Origin of the sequence: Streptococcus suis (assembly GCF_002964045.1) — a bacterium.
GTDB lineage: Bacteria > Bacillota > Bacilli > Lactobacillales > Streptococcaceae > Streptococcus > Streptococcus suis_U.
The window spans coordinates 1-16,514 of sequence record NZ_POPB01000390.1 but is presented as its reverse complement, the minus strand read 5'-3'; the positions used below and the strand labels follow the sequence as shown (position 1 = coordinate 16,514).

Here is a 16,514-nt window from a genome sequence, read left to right as displayed (position 1 = left end):
CTAGAAGGCCTTTTTATTTTGTCCAGATGAGGTGGTTTAAGCACCAAAACAGCTATTTTTCCCTAAAAACAGTAAAAAAGACAAACACCAAAACGATGTTTGTCTGCAATCTGCAGTTATAACATATTGTTATAACTTAAAGTATATTTATGAATGGTTACAACAAAAAAGAGAGAAAATTCCATTCCTCTCTTATAATATAACTATAAATTTGAATTAAATATAATCTAATCGCTATTACTTTCGATACATCTTGAACTGAAGATAAAGGTCATTGTACATTCCCAACATCTCTTGACCTAGGTTGTCATAGACTTCCATGTTTTTCATGGTTTCTTCAGATGGATAGAAGGCTTCATCATTTTGTGTTTCTTCATCCAGCATAGCCTTGGCTTCTGGAATTGGCGTTGAGTAGCCAACATATTCTGCATTGCGAAGCGCATTTTCAGGACGAAGCATAAAACTCATGAAGGCATAGGCACCGTCAATGTTCTTAGCTGTTTTTGGAATAACCATATTATCAAACCAAAGGTTTGAACCTTTTGATGGGACGACATAACGTAGATTCTCATTGCCATCCAACATTTCACTGGCTTCTCCAGAGAAGGATACTGCGATAGCTGCCGCATCTTGTATCATGTAGCCCTTGATTTCGTCAGCTACGATAGCCTTAACATTTGGTGTCAAATTGTAAAGATGTTCAGCAGCTTCTTCAATCTCTGCAGGATTTTTAGAGTTCAAGCTGTAACCCAAAGATTGTAAGCCAAATCCCATGACCTCACGAACACCATCGATCAACATGATATTATCACGGTACTCCTCTGACCACAAATCTTCCCATTCTTGAGGTGGGTTTTCAACCATGGTTTCATTGTAAACAATGCCCAAGGTCCCCCAGAAGTATGGAATAGAATAGTCATTATTCTTATCAAAGCTCAAACCCATAAATTGCGGATCAATATTCTCTAAACCGTCAATTTTGGATTTATCTAGTTTCACGAGCATATTTTCTTCTGTCATCTTGGAAATCATATACTCAGAAGGAACAGCTAGGTCATAGGTTGTTCCACCCTGCTTAATCTTTGTGTACATGGATTCGTTGGAATCGAAGGTCTGGTAATCTACCTGAATACCAGTTTTAGCCGTAAATTCTTCCAGTAATTCTGGATCAATGTAATCTCCCCAGTTGTAGATGACCAACTTATCCGTTGTTCCTTGGGTTGAATCAGCTTCTAATTTTGAACTAATACCCCATAAAACCAGTACAATAGCTATAACTCCTACAAAAAATGAATACAATCGTTTCATTAGTTGGCCTCCTTTTCACGTGAGATGAAATAATAACCCACTACCAATAAGATAGAGAAAAGGAAAACAAGGGTTGATAAGGCATTTATTTCCAAGGAAATCCCTTGACGAGCCCGTGAATAAATCTCAACAGATAGGTTTGAGTAACCATTGCCCGTAACAAAGAAGGTTACAGCAAAGTCATCTAAGGAATAGGTAAAGGCCATGAAGTAGCCTGCAATGATTGCTGGTGTCAAGTATGGCAACATGATTTCTTTCAGCATCTGTGGCTGGGTTGCTCCCAAATCATAAGCTGCAGAAATCATATCTGCGTTCATTTCCTTCAGACGAGGCAATACCATTAAGACTACTATTGGAATAGAAAAAGCAATATGACTGAGTAATACTGAGACAAAGCCAAGCTGGAAACCAATCATGGTAAAGAGAATCAGGAAACTTGCCCCAATCATGACGTCCGGTGCCACCATTAAGATATTATTGACAGACAAGAGTGCATTTTGAAAACGAGGTTTTGCCTGATAGATATAGATGGCGCCGAAAGTTCCGATAAGGGTCGCAATCAAAGAACTCAAGAAGGCCAACAAGAAGGTTTGAGCCAGAATCAGCATTAGTCGGCTATCGCCAAGCATAGATGAAAAATGCTCCAAGGTAAATCCTGTAAAGCCATTCATATCTCCGCTTTCATTAAAGGCATAGAAAATGAGATAAAAAATGGGCAAATAAAGTAAGAGGAAGGCGACTGTTAAGTAGATGTTTGCAAATTTCTTCATTATTTCTTCCTCTCTTTCGTCATCCACATAATCAAGAGCATAGCCAAAATCAAGACCACACCAATGGTTGAACCCATTCCCCAGTTCTGCGTAGTGAGGAAATGTTGTTCGATGGCTGTACCAAGTGTGATTACTCGGTTACCACCGATCAAACGGGTCAACATGAAGAGGCTCAAACTTGGAATGAAAACCGCCTGAACACCAGAACGGACCCCATTCATAGAAAGAGGAAAAATAACTTTTGTAAAGGTCTGCCAAGAAGTTGCCCCCAAATCACGACTAGCATTGATGAGATTTTTATCCAAATCATCTAGGGCATTAAAGATCGGCAAAATCATAAACGGAATCTCGATATAGGCTGCAACAGCAATGAAAGAGAAATCCGTGAAGAGAATTTGTTGGGCACCAAGACCAATAAATTCCAAGAACTGGTTGATAGAACCATGTTGACCAAAAATACCAATAAAGGCATAGGCTTTCAGCAAAAGATTGACCCAGGTTGGTAAGATAATCAACATGAGCCAAAGCTGTTTATGCTTGAGCTTGGTCAAGAAATAGGCAGTCGGATAGGATACCAAAAGTGTGACCAATGTGATAATACCTGCGTAAAAAATGGAGTTAAAACTCATTCGCAGATAGGTCATATTGGGCGAATTAAAGTAGGTTTGATAATTTGCCAGAGTGAAATTACCATGAATATCAAAGAAGGATTTGAAGATAATCAGGGCAACAGGTGCGAGTACAAAGAGAAAGACCCATAGGGCATAGGGAATTGCAAAAAGCCTAGAGGTTTTCTTCATTGCGTTCCTCCTCGATGGCGTTGATCAAACCATCTTCTACTTCTTCCACTTCCACATACTCTTCAATACGGGCATCAAATTCTTCCTCTGTTTCGTTGAGACGCATGATATGAATATCTTCTGGTTCAAAATCCAGACCAATCACTTCTCCCACGATGGCCTTACGGGTTGAGTGAATCATCCACTCATTACCGAGGTCATCATAAGCAATGATTTCATAGTGAACTCCTCGGAAGAGCTGGGTATCCACTTTTACCTGCAATTTGCCTTCTTCTGGAAGGGTAATCTGCAAGTCTTCGGGACGGATGACCACTTCAACTTCTTCGTTTGGTCGCATACCGCCATCGACAGCTTCAAAGCGTTTGCCGTTGAATTCTACAAGATAGTCTTCAATCATTCGACCTGGAAGAATGTTTGATTCACCAATAAAGGTCGCAACAAAATGGTTGATTGGCTCGTCGTAAATGTCCACTGGCGTTCCAGACTGGACAATCTCGCCTTCGTTCATGACAAAAATCCAGTCACTCATGGCCAGTGCTTCTTCTTGGTCATGGGTAACGAAGACAAAGGTAATTCCTAGACGTTGTTGCAACTCACGCAGTTCGTACTGCATTTCTGTACGCAATTTCAAGTCCAGAGCAGAAAGTGGTTCATCTAACAAGACAACGCGAGGCTGGTTGATGATGGCGCGGGCAATAGCAACCCGTTGGCGTTGACCACCAGACAATTTCTGAATGGAACGATTTTCATAACCAGAAAGTCGAACCATTTGTAAGGCTTCTGTCACACGGCGTTCAATTTCAGCCTTATCAACCTTTCTTAATTTAAGAGGAAAAGCCACATTTTCAAAGACAGTCATATGTGGGAAAAGGGCATAGGACTGGAAAACCGTATGGACATCCCGCTTATTTGTCGGAACATCGTTAATCCGTTGACCATCCAGATAAATATCACCTGAACTCGCATCCAATAAACCAGCAATAATGTTCAAAATTGTTGATTTACCTGAACCAGAAGCTCCTAATAGGGTATAAAATTTCCCTTCTTCCAATTCAAAACTAATATCCTTTAATACAGTTGTTCCACTATCTTCAAATACTTTTGAAACGTTCTTAAATTCAATAATTGGCTTTTTCAATTCTCATAAATTCCTTCTTTTAAAACAGAGCCAGATGGCTAGAGTTTATCAGCAAGTTCACCGATAATACGAACCTCTCTCTCCAGTGTAATTCCTGAAGATTTTTCAACGACTTGAATCACATGGGCAATCAAATTTTCATAATCACTTGCTGTACCATTAGCAATATTAACCATAAATCCAGCGTGTTTTTCAGAAACTTCGACACCGCCAATTCGATAGCCTTTCAAGCCAGCCTCCATAATCAATTGACCTGCAAAGTGACCGAGTGGACGCTTAAATACTGAGCCACATGATGGGTATTCCAAGGGCTGTTTCAACTCACGCAAATGGGTCAAACGAGCCATTTCCTGCTTGATTACTATGTGATTCCCTGGTTTCAGAGCAAATTTAGCAGACAGTACGATAGCTCCATTTTCTTGTAAGATAGAAGAACGGTAACCAAATCGTAAGTCGCGGTTGTCAAGAGTTTCCACATACCCTGCCGGAGTCAAAATTTGAGCAGAAACTAAAATGTGAGCAATTTCCCCACCATAAGCTCCTGCATTCATATAGACTGCACCACCAATACTTCCAGGAATCCCACAAGCAAATTCAAAACCTGATAAGGAATGGAAGAGAGCAACTTTTGTCGTTTCAATCAAGTTAGCCCCTGCTTCTGCTTCAATAGTATAACCAGAAACTGTCACAGAATTGAGCTTATCCATACGAATCACAAAACCACGAATACCACCGTCACGTACAATAATATTGCTAGAATTCCCAAGCACCTGCCAAGGAATGTTTTCACGCTTAGCAAACTCGACAATACGGACAATTTCATAGCGATTACGTGGGAATGCTAGATAATCAACAGCACCTCCAACTTTTGTATAGGTATATTCTTTCAGTGGCTCATCGAATCGAATGTCAATCCCATCCAATTCAAGCCTAATTTTATCTTTCATCATCTTCTCATTTCAATTTAAAATATACAGAACATATTATACCAAAAATCAATATAAAAAACGAATATAATTTGATAATTTTCGAACACTATCCGTACACAAGAAAAATCAGCTCGTTTAGAGCTGAAATTAATTAACTTGAATACCTTTAGTATCTACATGAAGACGATGAACTGTCCCATCTAAGTCCAATTGTTCAAGAGCAGTAACAATCGCATCTTCCTTATCTTTTGGAGCCAATACCATAACAGTTGGTCCAGCACCTGAAAGATAGGTTGCATAGGCACCTAACTCTTGTCCAGTTTGCTTAATAGGGCAGAACTCCTTTACCAACAATTGACGGAATGGTTCATGGAACATATCTGATTGGATAGCTTGTCCAGCCTTTTCCAAATCACCGGCCATCAAACTTGCGATAGCCACATTGGCAATTGCACTAGCAGCCACTGCTTTCTTGTAACCCATCTGAGAAGGCAGTACACCTCGGCTTTCAACCGTACGTAGTGGGTAGTTTGGAATGAAGGCCACAAAACTTGCATCTGGGAATTCTGTTACAACTGCCTGTACTTTCTTATTAACATAGCTAGAGATAACTAAATTTCCAAAAATCGCTGGCGCTACATTATCAGGATGCCCTTCAATTTCAGTAGCCTTTAGCAATTTTTCATCTGCAGTCATATTCAAGCCGGCCAATTGATTAGCCAACTCAATTCCTGCTACAATAACAGAACTTGAAGAGCCCAACCCACGCGCTAAAGGAATATCACTAAACATTTTAATTCGATGAGGCTGGAGGTTTTTAGCTACCTTCAAAGCAGTTTTGATAAGGAGATTGTTCTTATCTGACGGAACATGGTCAAGATTGTGTTCGATGACCCACTCATCCGTCTGCTCTAAAACTTCAATGGTCAAGTATTTTGAAAGGGCAACACCAACTGAGTCAAAACCAGGGCCGATATTAGCTGAGGTTGCAGGAATAATAATTTTCATTGCTTATTCTCCTAATACTTTAAATGTATTTAAGACCGTAAAGTCTGCCTCTTGAGCCAATTTAGTTGTTACATTTTCCAATTGGGTCTTGCTCATTTCATGAGTTACAATAACCAAGCGAGCAGTTTCTCCATCTGCAGCCTGTTGCAGAATTTGCTTGAATGAAATTTCTTCTGAATTAAAAATTTCTGCTAGACGAAGCATTTTACCATTCTTATCAGGTGCAACAATTGAGAAATAGTATTCGCTCTTGACATCACTTGGAGTTGCTAGTTGAAGTGGACGACTGTATTCATTGAAGGCTTTACCGACTGTCTGGTCTTTCAAACGACGGACAATGCGAATAATGTCAGCCATAACACTTGTTGCAGTTGGTTTTTGACCTGCACCTGGACCATAGTACATGGACTGACCAATTCCGATAGACTCGACAAAGACTGCGTTCATCACACCATTTACGCTAGCCAGTGGATGATTTTTCGGTAGGAAGGTTGGAGATACTTCGGCAGCAATACCAGAGGTAGTTTCTTGAATATCTCCCACAAGTTTAATGACATAGCCCAATTCTTGTGCCACTGCTACATCCTCTGGCGTGATATTTGAGATACCCTTGTGTACTACGTGTTCAAAATCAACTGTCATCCCGAAAGCAAATTGACTGAGGATTACAGCCTTGTAAGCCGCATCAATTCCCTCAACGTCATTTGTTGGGTCAGATTCTGCATAGCCAAGCTCCTGAGCGGTTTGAAGAGCTTTTTCGTAGGTCCATCCTTCATCAACCATTTTTGTCAACATAAAGTTTGACGTACCATTCAAGACACCAAGAACTCGAGTAACTTTATCTGCTGCCAAAGAGTTAACCAAGGTACGCAAGATTGGGATACCACCTGCTACTGCAGCCTCATAGTAAAGCGCGAGTCCCTTTTCTTCAGCCAAGGCACGTAATTCGCTACCATGAACCGCTAGTAAATCCTTGTTAGCAGTAACAATATGCTTACCTGCTTCCAAGGCGCGTGTGATGAAGGTTTTAGCTGGTTCGATACGTCCCATCAATTCAACGACAATTACAATTTCATCATCAGCCAAAATGTCATCGATATTTGTCACAAAATTGTAGTTATGGCCCGCAGCTAACAAACGTTCTTTCTCTGCATCATCTTTGACAAGAACTTTTGTAACCTCGATACTGTCCTGAGCAGCTTTCTCAATTTTTTCTGTATTCTCTGACAATAAAAATGGTACACCACTCGCTACTGTACCAAAACCAAGTAATCCAATCTTAACTACCATGTGATCTCCTTTAAAAAGTATTTCTCCTATTATATCAGATAGTCCAACAATTTGGCAAAAAATTTGGTATAATCGTTATATACATATTTATAGGGAGAATCTCTCATGAAACATTCCAAACTGACTACTCTAAGTAGAAAACAAAAACGAAAAAGAAGAACTAGAATTGAGCGATTCTTAGACCTACTTCCCCTAATTGTTTTGTTTGCCCTACTCGGCTTCCTCATCTTTCAAGTCACACAACAAATGACTGTAAAACAAGCTAGCACTTATTCCTCCAGCACGCAGATAAAAGAAACTACAGCTACTACAACATCCAACACTTCTAGCTCAACTGCTATTTCTTGGGAAGTACAGGCTGAACCAGTCAAACTACCTATCCTTATGTACCATGCGATACATGTCATGGCTCCTGAGGAAGCTGCAAATGCAAATTTGATTGTTGACCCTGCGACCTTTGAAAGTCATTTAAAAGCCTTACAGGACGCGGGCTATTACACACTTTCACCTGAAGAGGCCTATAAGGTCCTAACTGAAAATGTTCTACCTGCTGGTAAAAAGGTTGTCTGGCTAACTTTTGATGATAGCCTCTGGGATTTCTACAGCCACGCCTACCCACTGCTCAAGCAATATAATATGAAAGCCACCAATAATGTCATTACAGGCTTTACTGAATATGGACAGGCTGGTCATCTGACCATCGAGCAAATCAAGGAAATGCAGACAGTTGGCCTTTCTTTCCAAGGTCATACTGTCAACCATCCAGACTTAGAATATAGTAGCATCGAAACGCAAGTGGCAGAATTGACCTCGTCAAAGGCTTATCTAGATAGTCAGTTGCAACAAGAAACCATCGCCATTGCCTATCCTGGTGGTCGCTATTCAGCCGACACCGTGGCCTTGACAGAACAAACTGGCTATAAACTTGGTGTGACTACCAACAACGGCTTGGCTTCTGCTAGTGATGGCCTGCTAACCCTCAATCGTGTCCGCATCCTCCCAACAACTACTGCTGAGGGACTATTGTCCGAAATTTCCTATTAATTTTCACAAACTTGTATATGAGAAAACTCCCTGTCTTCACAGACAAGGGAGTTCGTTTTTTATTTAGATTCACTAAACTGGCTTTGATAGAGATTATAATAGAAACCTTTATCAGCCAAAAGACTTTCATGGTTACCTTGTTCAATAATCTGCCCATCTTTCAAGACCAAAATCTTATCAGCTTCCTGAATGGTTGATAAACGGTGGGCGATGACAAAACTGGTCCGCCCTTTCATCAATCGCTTCATGGCCTTTTGAATCAAGAGTTCCAAACGGGTATCAACTGAAGAAGTCGCTTCGTCAAGAATCAGAATGGCAGGATCCGCCAACAAGGCACGCGCAATAGTCAAGAGCTGTTTCTGACCTTGGGAAATATTGCTGGATTCCTGGTTCATTTCCATGTTGTAACCACCAGGCAGGGTACGGATAAAGTGGTCAACGTTGGCGGCTTTGGCTGCCTCCACAATTTCTTCATCCGTCGCATCCAGACGTCCAAAACGCAGGTTTTCCTTGATGGTCCCTTCATAGAGCCAAGCATCCTGCAAGACCATACCAAATTGACTACGGTAAGATTGACGAGAAATATTCCGTATATCCTGACCATCCACCTTGATAGCACCTGATGTCACATCATAGAAACGCATGAGCAGGTTGATGAGGGTTGTCTTACCAGCCCCTGTTGGTCCAACGATAGCCACCATTTCACCTGGCTGAACATCAAGATTAAAGTTACGAATAAGTGGCTTGTCTTCTGAATAGCCAAATTCGACCTGTTCAAAGCTGACTTGTCCGGTCAGACTAGCTGTCAACTCTAGCGCATTGGCGTCTTCTTCGTCAAGCTCATCTAAGACTGAAAAGATGCGTTCAAGGGAAGATTTAGCAGACTGCAACTGGGGTGCCAACTGGGTCAAGGTTTGGACTGGCTGAGAAATCTGCCATACGTATTGGACGAAGGCCTGCATATTACCCACCGTCAATGTACCTGCAAGGACTTTCAGACCAGACAGCAAGGCTACGACGACATAGGCAATGTTTGACAAACCGTGTACCAGGGGCATGAGCAATCCTGACATGAAACTAGCCTTGAAACCAACTTCCTGCAAATCTGCGGTAATCTGGCGAAATTCTTCTGTAGAAATTTCTTCACGACCGTAGAGTTTGAGAACGTTAAAACCTGTCAGATTTTCTTGGACAAAACCGTTCAAACGCCCCAGCGCATCAGCCTGCTGTTTAAAATAAGGCTGGGATTTGCCCATGACAAACTTGGAACCAAAATAGGTCACTGGAACCAAGGTTACGACTACAAGTGCTAGGGATACATCCAACCAGAAACACATGAAAATGGCTAGAGAAAGAGTCAGAACAGCATTGACTAGCTGGAGGAAACTTTGTTGCAGAGCGTTTGAAACAGTTTCCACATCGCTTGTAAAACGACCCAGTAAATCACCATATTGGTGCTTGTCAAAATAAGAAACAGGAATCTTGTTAATCTTGTGGCTCAAGTCCTGACGTAGTTCCTTGGTCGCCCCCTGCACTGCCTTGGTCATAAAATAGTTAGAACCATAGGCACCGATTTCATACATCAGAGCGCGCAGGGCATAGATAGCAAGCATGATGGCAATGTAGGAATAGTTAATCTGCGCTCCTTCTACTCCATTTGCCATGTCTAACAGATTCTTGGTCAATTCTGTGATGATAAGTCCCAGTACAAAGGGCTCCAAGGCATTCATAACTGCACTGATGGTCTTTAGAAAAACAGCTAAAAATACAGAAGATTTGTAACGACTCAAATATTCCCAAACACGGGTAAATACTGATCTATTCTTCATAATTCCTCCTATTCTTCTGTTAGCGATTGACGGTTAAGTTGAGAGTTGGCAATTTCACGATAAATCTCATTACTTTCCATCAATTCATTGTGGGTGCCTCGACCGACAATTTCACCTTCGTTCAGCACGATAATCTGGTCAGCATCCATAATGGTTCCGACACGTTGGGCAACAATCAGCACCGTCGCATTTTCTGTCACTTCCTTCAAACGACTTCTCAAAATCGCATCCGTCTTATAATCCAAGGCTGAGAAAGAATCATCAAAGATATAGATATCCGGCTGTTTGACAATGGCACGCGCAATGGACAAACGTTGTTTTTGCCCGCCTGACAGGTTGCTTCCGCCTTCTGCTAGATGGGTGTCGAATTTTTCTTCCTTACTCTCGATAAACTCCTTAGCCTGAGCAACATCCGTCGCATCATGAAGTTCAGCAAGACTAGCATCCATCTTACCGTACTTGAGGTTTTCTGCGATTGTTCCGGTAAATAGCAGAGCTTTCTGCGGAATAAAGCCAATCTTGCTACGAAGTGCCTTTAGATTGTAGCGTCTGACATCCACACCGTCCACCAAGATACGACCAAGTGTCACATCATAGAAACGCGGAATCAAATGTACCAAAGATGACTTACCAGAACCTGTTGAACCAATAAAGGCAATGGTTTCCCCAGGCTTAGCCTTAAATGAAATATTGTGGAGAACAGGTGATTCCGTTTCACCTGGATAGGCAAAAGTTACATTTTCAAATTCCAAATAACCACGAGTATCTGTTTCTGTAATCCCATCTTCATTCTTAGAAATGGAAATGGGCATATCCAAGACTTCCTGAATCCGTTGGCTCGATACCGACATACGTGGATACATGTTAAACAAGTTGGCAAAGAGCAAGAATGAGAAAAGCGCGTGGAAACTATATTCGATAAAGGCTACCAAATCACCGATTTGCAGACTGCCTGTTTTCAAGGGATCCAAAGCGAACCAGACAATGGCCACAATCATGGCAATGATAATCTGCACAAAAAGAGGCTCTGTCAGACCAGTCAGGTTAAAAAGTTTTTTAGATGTTTCAGTATATTCTTCATTGACTGTCGCAAAACGCTCTTCCTGAAATTCTTCCCGCGTAAATGCCCGAATGACACGTAAGCCCATGAGATTTTCACGAACATATTGGTTAATGGTATCCAAACGTTTCTGTTGTTTTTCTGATAGAGGGCGGGTTTTGGTTGCTACATAGAAAATAACGATAACAAGAAACGGCATGGCTACTGCGACTGTCCAAGCTAGACTCGGACTGGTTACCAAGGTCATAATGACAGAAGCAATCATCATCAAGGGTGTAATAATACCTAATTTCAACACCATTTCAGAGAATTGCATGAGAACAAAAGCATCATTTGTCATACGGGCAACCAGTGAAGAAACACCAATCTGTTCATATTCATGGTGTGAATAGTCCTGAATTTTCTCGTACAAATCATTTCGAATATCTTTTACAATGTTGGTTGTCAACTGACCAGCCGCATAGGCAAGCGTTATTCTTCCAACTATACCAAGCAAGACAATCAAGCCCATCATTCCCGCCCAATAATAGAGCTGACCAACATCATTTTTTGTAATTCCTTGGTCAATCATTCTCGCCAAAAATGTCGGTAACCCTAAGTTTACTACTACAAATAAGATGGCCCCCAACAAGTCCAAGGCAATCCACTTAGGATATTTTTTCAAATAGGTCCAAATCAGATTCATCTTATCTCCCTTTCTATATGTTAAAAAAGGGCATAACCCCTTCTGTAAAGTTAAAAGCCACCAAATGGTGACTTTCTATTCTTTCTCGTCGATCACTAAACGAACTTTTTTATCACTTGTTGGAACAGAGTAAACAATCGTTCTGATTGCAGAAATTGTGCGTCCTTTTTTCCCAATGATACGGCCAATATCAGATTTATCCAAATCCAAATGATATTCTAAAAATTCCGGTGTATCAACAATTTTAATTGTCAAGCTATCAGGATGTGAAATCAAAGGTTTCACAATCGCAATAATGAGATTTTCAATCATGTCCATAAGTGTTCTCGCTTACTGTTCTTATTTAGAGAATTTTTGCTCGTGGAATTTCTTCATCACGCCAGCGTTTGAAAGAAGGCTACGAACTGTATCAGAAGGTTGTGCACCTTTTGCCAACCACTCAAGTACACGCTCTTCTTTAAGAGTTACTGAGTTTTCAGCCAAAAGTGGGTTGTAAGTACCAACTGTTTCGATGAAACGACCATCACGTGGTGCACGTGAGTCTGCAACGTTAATACGGTAGAAAGGTTTCTTTTTAGAACCCATACGAGTCAAACGGATTTTAACTGCCATTTTTAAATGTTCTCTTTTCTTTATATTTTTATTCGGTGAAATAGCAGAGCTATTTAGCACATGTTCTATTATAACACACTTTGACCAGCTGTCAAGAAAAAAACTTGACACAGGATAAATATTTTTTCAATCCAAAATTCTCAAAGTAAGTTCTAGTTCCCGCCCTTCCAAAAGTTACTCTGAGAAAACTACATAAAATCAATAGAATTTAGTCTCAGACTAAGTTAAGACTTCCTCAATCCTATTTGCCATTTCTTCCCCACTCTTACACATCCAGTAGGTCTGCACATTCTCTTAGCTTAGTCGCCAATTCTTTTCTATCTACAAGCAGATTATAGACGCCATCCTCACTCAAGACACCGCAGGGAAGATTTTTAAATTCCCCCCTATCAGCCAAATCCATATCTTCTAAGAAGGTCGGGCTCTGATAATACTCTAGCAAATCTAGATAAGCCGATTGGCTGGTTTCAACTTGTTGGAGGAGAGCCCGTATGTCTGAAGCGAGCTGGAGTTGACGATTAAATATGCTTTCCATCTGCTCAACACGTTGGCTGCTCTGCCATTTTCCGTTCATCAATGCGTCGCCCCTCCTACAGTCTTGATGTCCTCCTTGTCCGCATAGGCTACGAGGGCAGTGATGGCTGCTTCAATCCCTTTGACAATGGTTTCGAGGGACATGGACGGCAGGCCAGGCTTGTCCACGACCTGCTCTGGAAGATAAGGAATATGCAGAAAACCTGCCTTGGTTTTTGGAAATTGTTTCTCCGCCAAGTAAAGTGCCTGATACATGAGATGGTTGCAGACAAAAGTGCCAGCAGTATTGGAAACAGAGGCTGGAATGCCCGCAGAACGAATGGCTTCTACCATGGCCTTGATAGGCAGGGTGGAGAAATAGGCCGGTGGTCCATCTGGACGAATGGTCCGGTCAATCGGTTGCTGGCCTTCATTGTCAGGAATCCGAGCGTCATCTTGGTTAATGGCCACTCGCTCAGGTGTCAGATCTGCCCGTCCCCCTGCTTGACCAATGCAGAGCACTGCATCAGGTTCATGTTCTGCCATTTTTTCTTCCAAAACACGAGCTGCCTTGTCAAAAACCGTCGGAACTTCGACAATAATCATCTCCGCACCTGCAATGGTCTTGGGCAGAGATTTAATGGTTTCCAAGGCTGGATTGATAGCCTCGCCACCAAATGGATCAAAACCTGTTACTATGATTTTCATATTAACTCCTCCAAAATGATTTCTCCATAGTGAAATTTTTGATTGGGACGGATATGGCGAATAAAGCCAAATTCTTCAAATACTTTATCTCTAAAATGAGCCTTAATAATGATTTTCTTTCTGGCCACGCGCTTGCATTCGCTCAAAAATTCTTCAGATAGGGCTGTGAAATCAGCAAAGGGTTTTAGCCCATCAAGATTGTCAGACTCCGTAATCTCTTGCGAAAACATGGGGTCAAGGTAAATAACATCAACAGATTGATCCGCCTGTTCTTTCAAATATGTCAAACTATCTGTCCAAATAGTCTGGATAGATCGCATAGCTTGATTGACCTCTGATTTCCCACTATCAAACTCTTTTAAGCCCTTACTGACGATAAAATGAATGAGCTGAGAACTCTCCAAAGCTGTCACCTGATGACCAGCACTAGCTAGCACAATACTATCCGAAGCTAGGCCCATAGTGCAGTCTAGAATTGTTTGCCTACCCTCCCCCACTAACTCCAAAAGTGGATCTCGTCCAGACTTGATACGCAACATAGCGGTATCGGGGTGGAAAAAGAGTTTTTGCCCTTCATTTTGTTCAATGACCAATCGATCCTTGTAGACCACCAAGACTGCATCCGCTTGCTTTAGAAAGACCTTGACAGCTTGCTTCCGTCGGTCACAGTAGGCAAGCCCTAACTCTTCCGCCAGATTATTTGCCTTTAGGACCAAGTGCTCATCCATACCCAAACTTGTTGTAACGATTACTTTCATAGTAACTATTATAGCAAAATATACCGTTCTGAAAGAAATGATAAACATTACAAAGACACTTCTTCGTAACTAAAGGTGTAGCCATAGCTTCTCCTTTCAAAGTTTTGAGCAAAAAAACACCTGAAATAGGTGTCGGAATAAACTAAAACTCTGAGACAAAATCGAACCATTTCTAAGGCTTGGATTAACCTATGCATCCCACTCATCCGCTGCATTCAACTTATCCGCGTACATCCAAGTAAGACTTGCAAGAATGCACCCTAACATCATATACCAGAAAAAAGGTTGAAAAAACGCAGGAAGAACAAGAGCTGTTAAAATCATTTGAGTAAGCAAGCTGTAATCTACATCTACAATTATCCAATAAATAAAGAAACCAATGTATGGAATCCAAAGAAAGCACAAAACAAAGAAAATTTTAACATTACGTTCATATGCTTTTTCCTTTTCTAGGTTCATAGTCTCTCACCTCTCAACTCTCATTATACTGCATTTCAGAATGAAATCATTAACCACTCTCTTTTATTTAAAAAGTGTCCAGTAAAATAACAATAAAGGAATTGAACTCTTTGACTTTTTTGGAGAATCATTTTCTTTATCTTTATTGAGAAATGTCGGCACATTCCCTAATAAAATAGAATACTCATCAGAATATATCCCTGTAAAAACCCAGAGAAACATACCTAGCATAATATACCAGAACAAAGGTTGAAAAACTGCTGTTACAATAAAACACATCGCAAATACTTGGAGAGGGATAGTCCAATCATGAGTTATCCAATAATGTAAGAACCAAAAGTACGGAATCCACATCAGACATAATAGACAGAATATTCTATATGTCTTTGCTAATTTCTTTTTAGAAGCTTCATCAATCATATCCTTACACCTCTTTGCACTCATTATACTCCAATTTCCTATAAAATCAATTAAAATTAATGAGCAAACGACTTATAAAGGCTCTATAATTTCTGTAGTGGGTAAGACCACCGTGGAGATTACGGAGCCTTTTTGAGTATAGAAAAAAAGTCCCATATGACCTATAATGAAAAGCGACGAAACTCACATTAGAAAGGGTTCATATGGAACAACTAAATCTTATCACAAATCTTCTCAGAATTAAAGACAAAAATATCACTATCTCTAATGAATATGACCTAGGAACTCACTTAGAACTCCACGGTCACTTGGATTACACAGCCCCTAAATGCTCAAAATGCAAGGGACAAATGGCTAAATACGACTTCCAGAAAGCCTCTAAAATCCCCTACCTAGAAACTGCTGGTTACCCGCTACTTATCCGCCTTAGAAAGCGTCGCTTCAAGTGTAAAGAATGCGGAAAAATAGCGGTCGCTGAAACTCCTCTTGTCAAGAAGAACCACCAAATCTCTGTCGCTGTTAACCAGAAGATTGCTCAATTACTCATCGAAAATCAAGCAATGAAACATATTGCACACAGGCTATCTATCTCAACATCATCAGTTATGAGAAAACTCAATGAGTTCAAGTTTGAAACAGATTGGAATGCCTTACCTGAGGTGATGAGCTGGGACGAGTATGCCTTCAAAAAAGGGAAAATGAGCTTTATCGCTCAAGATTTCGACTCCCTAAATGTCATCGCCATTCTGGACGGAAGAACTCAAGCAACCATCCGAAACCACTTTCTACGCTATCCTAGAAAGGTTAGAAATCGGGTCAAAGTCATTACCATGGATATGTTTAGTCCATACTACAAATTGGCTAGACAGCTATTTCCCAATGCAAAAATTGTACTCGACCGCTTTCATATTGTTCAACACCTTAGTCGTGCTATGAACCGTATCCGTATTCAAATTATGAATCAATTCGACAGAACATCGCAGGAATACCGAGCCTTGAAACGCTACTGGAAATTGATACAACAAGATAGCCGTAAAATCAGCGATAAACGATTTTATCGCCCTATGTTCCGAATGCACTTGACTAACAAGGAAATACTGGAAAAACTCCTGTCTTTCTCCGAGGAACTACGACAGCACTATGAACTCTATCAACTTCTCTTATTCCATTTCCAAGAGAAAAA

Annotated in this window: 18 protein-coding genes; 2 read left to right on the top strand and 16 right to left on the bottom strand. The window is 40.9% G+C overall.

Features of this window, described 5'->3' with window-relative positions; all coding sequences use genetic code 11:
* Nucleotides 1-237: 237 nt before the first annotated feature.
* The 7 genes from C1E99_RS09875 to C1E99_RS09845 all read right to left on the bottom strand — a co-directional run bounded on the left by C1E99_RS09875 (nucleotide 238) and on the right by C1E99_RS09845 (nucleotide 7,243).
* Nucleotides 238-1,308, bottom strand: coding sequence for an ABC transporter substrate-binding protein (locus tag C1E99_RS09875; protein ID WP_105107125.1), 1,071 nt, complete (start codon nucleotides 1,306-1,308; stop codon nucleotides 238-240).
* On the bottom strand, nucleotides 1,308-2,078 hold the full coding sequence (locus C1E99_RS09870) for an ABC transporter permease (protein WP_105107124.1): 771 nt from the start codon (nucleotides 2,076-2,078) through the stop codon (nucleotides 1,308-1,310). The genes C1E99_RS09875 and C1E99_RS09870 overlap by 1 nt, the downstream gene beginning before the upstream one ends.
* On the bottom strand, nucleotides 2,078-2,878 hold the full coding sequence (locus C1E99_RS09865) for an ABC transporter permease (RefSeq protein WP_105107123.1): 801 nt from the start codon (nucleotides 2,876-2,878) through the stop codon (nucleotides 2,078-2,080). Before C1E99_RS09865 ends, C1E99_RS09870 begins: the two co-directional genes overlap by 1 nt.
* The gene (locus C1E99_RS09860; protein WP_024384228.1) at nucleotides 2,862-4,016 is read right to left on the bottom strand and encodes an ABC transporter ATP-binding protein; all 1,155 of its coding nucleotides are present in this window, start codon (nucleotides 4,014-4,016) and stop codon (nucleotides 2,862-2,864) included. The genes C1E99_RS09865 and C1E99_RS09860 overlap by 17 nt, the downstream gene beginning before the upstream one ends.
* A gap of 38 nt (nucleotides 4,017-4,054) precedes the next feature.
* Nucleotides 4,055-4,963 (bottom strand): UDP-N-acetylmuramate dehydrogenase, encoded by a 909-nt coding sequence (gene murB / locus C1E99_RS09855; protein WP_105107122.1) that lies wholly within the window; start codon nucleotides 4,961-4,963, stop codon nucleotides 4,055-4,057.
* 129 nt (nucleotides 4,964-5,092) lie between these two features.
* The gene (gene thrB / locus C1E99_RS09850) at nucleotides 5,093-5,953 is read right to left on the bottom strand and encodes a homoserine kinase (protein WP_105207435.1); all 861 of its coding nucleotides are present in this window, start codon (nucleotides 5,951-5,953) and stop codon (nucleotides 5,093-5,095) included.
* Nucleotides 5,954-5,956: 3 nt separating this feature from the next.
* Nucleotides 5,957-7,243, bottom strand: a complete 1,287-nt coding sequence (locus C1E99_RS09845; RefSeq protein WP_105207434.1) for a homoserine dehydrogenase — start codon at nucleotides 7,241-7,243, stop codon at nucleotides 5,957-5,959.
* Nucleotides 7,244-7,348: 105 nt separating this feature from the next.
* On the opposite strand from C1E99_RS09845, the gene C1E99_RS09840 reads away from it, so the two are divergent.
* The gene (locus C1E99_RS09840) at nucleotides 7,349-8,287 is read left to right on the top strand and encodes a polysaccharide deacetylase family protein (protein WP_105207433.1); all 939 of its coding nucleotides are present in this window, start codon (nucleotides 7,349-7,351) and stop codon (nucleotides 8,285-8,287) included.
* Nucleotides 8,288-8,346: 59 nt separating this feature from the next.
* Here the strand turns inward: C1E99_RS09840 and C1E99_RS09835 are convergent, their stop codons facing one another.
* From C1E99_RS09835 to C1E99_RS09795, 9 genes are all read right to left on the bottom strand, one after another.
* Complete coding sequence (locus C1E99_RS09835; RefSeq protein ID WP_105207432.1) at nucleotides 8,347-10,116, bottom strand: ABC transporter ATP-binding protein; 1,770 nt, start codon at nucleotides 10,114-10,116, stop codon at nucleotides 8,347-8,349.
* A gap of 8 nt (nucleotides 10,117-10,124) precedes the next feature.
* Entirely contained in the window at nucleotides 10,125-11,861 is a 1,737-nt protein-coding gene (locus C1E99_RS09830) for an ABC transporter ATP-binding protein (protein ID WP_105207431.1), read from the bottom strand.
* Nucleotides 11,862-11,936: 75 nt separating this feature from the next.
* Nucleotides 11,937-12,179: a KH domain-containing protein gene (locus C1E99_RS09825; protein WP_105145478.1), complete on the bottom strand. Its 243-nt coding sequence runs from the start codon at nucleotides 12,177-12,179 to the stop codon at nucleotides 11,937-11,939.
* Between the two features lie 21 nt (nucleotides 12,180-12,200).
* Nucleotides 12,201-12,473 (bottom strand): 30S ribosomal protein S16, encoded by a 273-nt coding sequence (gene rpsP, locus C1E99_RS09820; RefSeq protein ID WP_029180157.1) that lies wholly within the window; start codon nucleotides 12,471-12,473, stop codon nucleotides 12,201-12,203.
* A gap of 265 nt (nucleotides 12,474-12,738) precedes the next feature.
* Entirely contained in the window at nucleotides 12,739-13,047 is a 309-nt protein-coding gene (locus tag C1E99_RS09815) for a DUF4298 domain-containing protein (RefSeq protein ID WP_105207430.1), read from the bottom strand.
* Nucleotides 13,047-13,694 carry a pyroglutamyl-peptidase I gene (pcp, locus tag C1E99_RS09810; protein WP_105107115.1) on the bottom strand — a complete coding sequence of 216 codons (648 nt, stop codon included), beginning with the start codon at nucleotides 13,692-13,694 and terminating at the stop codon, nucleotides 13,047-13,049. Before pcp ends, C1E99_RS09815 begins: the two co-directional genes overlap by 1 nt.
* A complete protein-coding gene (locus C1E99_RS09805; protein ID WP_105207436.1) occupies nucleotides 13,691-14,452 on the bottom strand; it encodes a class I SAM-dependent methyltransferase in 762 nt (253 codons plus the stop codon). Before C1E99_RS09805 ends, pcp begins: the two co-directional genes overlap by 4 nt.
* 189 nt (nucleotides 14,453-14,641) lie before the next feature.
* Entirely contained in the window at nucleotides 14,642-14,911 is a 270-nt protein-coding gene (locus C1E99_RS09800) for a hypothetical protein (RefSeq protein ID WP_105107114.1), read from the bottom strand.
* 63 nt (nucleotides 14,912-14,974) lie between these two features.
* A complete protein-coding gene (locus C1E99_RS09795; protein ID WP_153060186.1) occupies nucleotides 14,975-15,331 on the bottom strand; it encodes a hypothetical protein in 357 nt (118 codons plus the stop codon).
* Nucleotides 15,332-15,534: 203 nt separating this feature from the next.
* On the opposite strand from C1E99_RS09795, the gene C1E99_RS09790 reads away from it, so the two are divergent.
* Nucleotides 15,535-16,514 (top strand): ISL3 family transposase (locus C1E99_RS09790; RefSeq protein ID WP_105206448.1); only part of this gene is annotated, 980 nt, incomplete at its 3' end.

Coding starts and splice junctions, on each gene's coding strand:
- C1E99_RS09870 (WP_105107124.1), bottom strand. CDS start 2,078: ATGAAGAAATTTGCAAACATCTACTTAACAGTCGCCTTCCTCTTACTT.
- thrB (WP_105207435.1), bottom strand. CDS start 5,953: ATGAAAATTATTATTCCTGCAACCTCAGCTAATATCGGCCCTGGTTTT.
- C1E99_RS09840 (WP_105207433.1), top strand. CDS start 7,349: ATGAAACATTCCAAACTGACTACTCTAAGTAGAAAACAAAAACGAAAA.
- C1E99_RS09835 (WP_105207432.1), bottom strand. CDS start 10,116: ATGAAGAATAGATCAGTATTTACCCGTGTTTGGGAATATTTGAGTCGT.
- C1E99_RS09795 (WP_153060186.1), bottom strand. CDS start 15,331: ATGATTGATGAAGCTTCTAAAAAGAAATTAGCAAAGACATATAGAATA.
- pcp (WP_105107115.1), bottom strand. CDS start 13,694: ATGAAAATCATAGTAACAGGTTTTGATCCATTTGGTGGCGAGGCTATC.
- murB (WP_105107122.1), bottom strand. CDS start 4,963: ATGAAAGATAAAATTAGGCTTGAATTGGATGGGATTGACATTCGATTC.
- C1E99_RS09845 (WP_105207434.1), bottom strand. CDS start 7,243: ATGGTAGTTAAGATTGGATTACTTGGTTTTGGTACAGTAGCGAGTGGT.
- C1E99_RS09800 (WP_105107114.1), bottom strand. CDS start 14,911: ATGAACCTAGAAAAGGAAAAAGCATATGAACGTAATGTTAAAATTTTC.
- C1E99_RS09865 (WP_105107123.1), bottom strand. CDS start 2,878: ATGAAGAAAACCTCTAGGCTTTTTGCAATTCCCTATGCCCTATGGGTC.
- rpsP (WP_029180157.1), bottom strand. CDS start 12,473: ATGGCAGTTAAAATCCGTTTGACTCGTATGGGTTCTAAAAAGAAACCT.
- C1E99_RS09825 (WP_105145478.1), bottom strand. CDS start 12,179: ATGGACATGATTGAAAATCTCATTATTGCGATTGTGAAACCTTTGATT.
- C1E99_RS09805 (WP_105207436.1), bottom strand. CDS start 14,452: ATGAAAGTAATCGTTACAACAAGTTTGGGTATGGATGAGCACTTGGTC.
- C1E99_RS09815 (WP_105207430.1), bottom strand. CDS start 13,047: ATGAACGGAAAATGGCAGAGCAGCCAACGTGTTGAGCAGATGGAAAGC.
- C1E99_RS09875 (WP_105107125.1), bottom strand. CDS start 1,308: ATGAAACGATTGTATTCATTTTTTGTAGGAGTTATAGCTATTGTACTG.
- C1E99_RS09830 (WP_105207431.1), bottom strand. CDS start 11,861: ATGAATCTGATTTGGACCTATTTGAAAAAATATCCTAAGTGGATTGCC.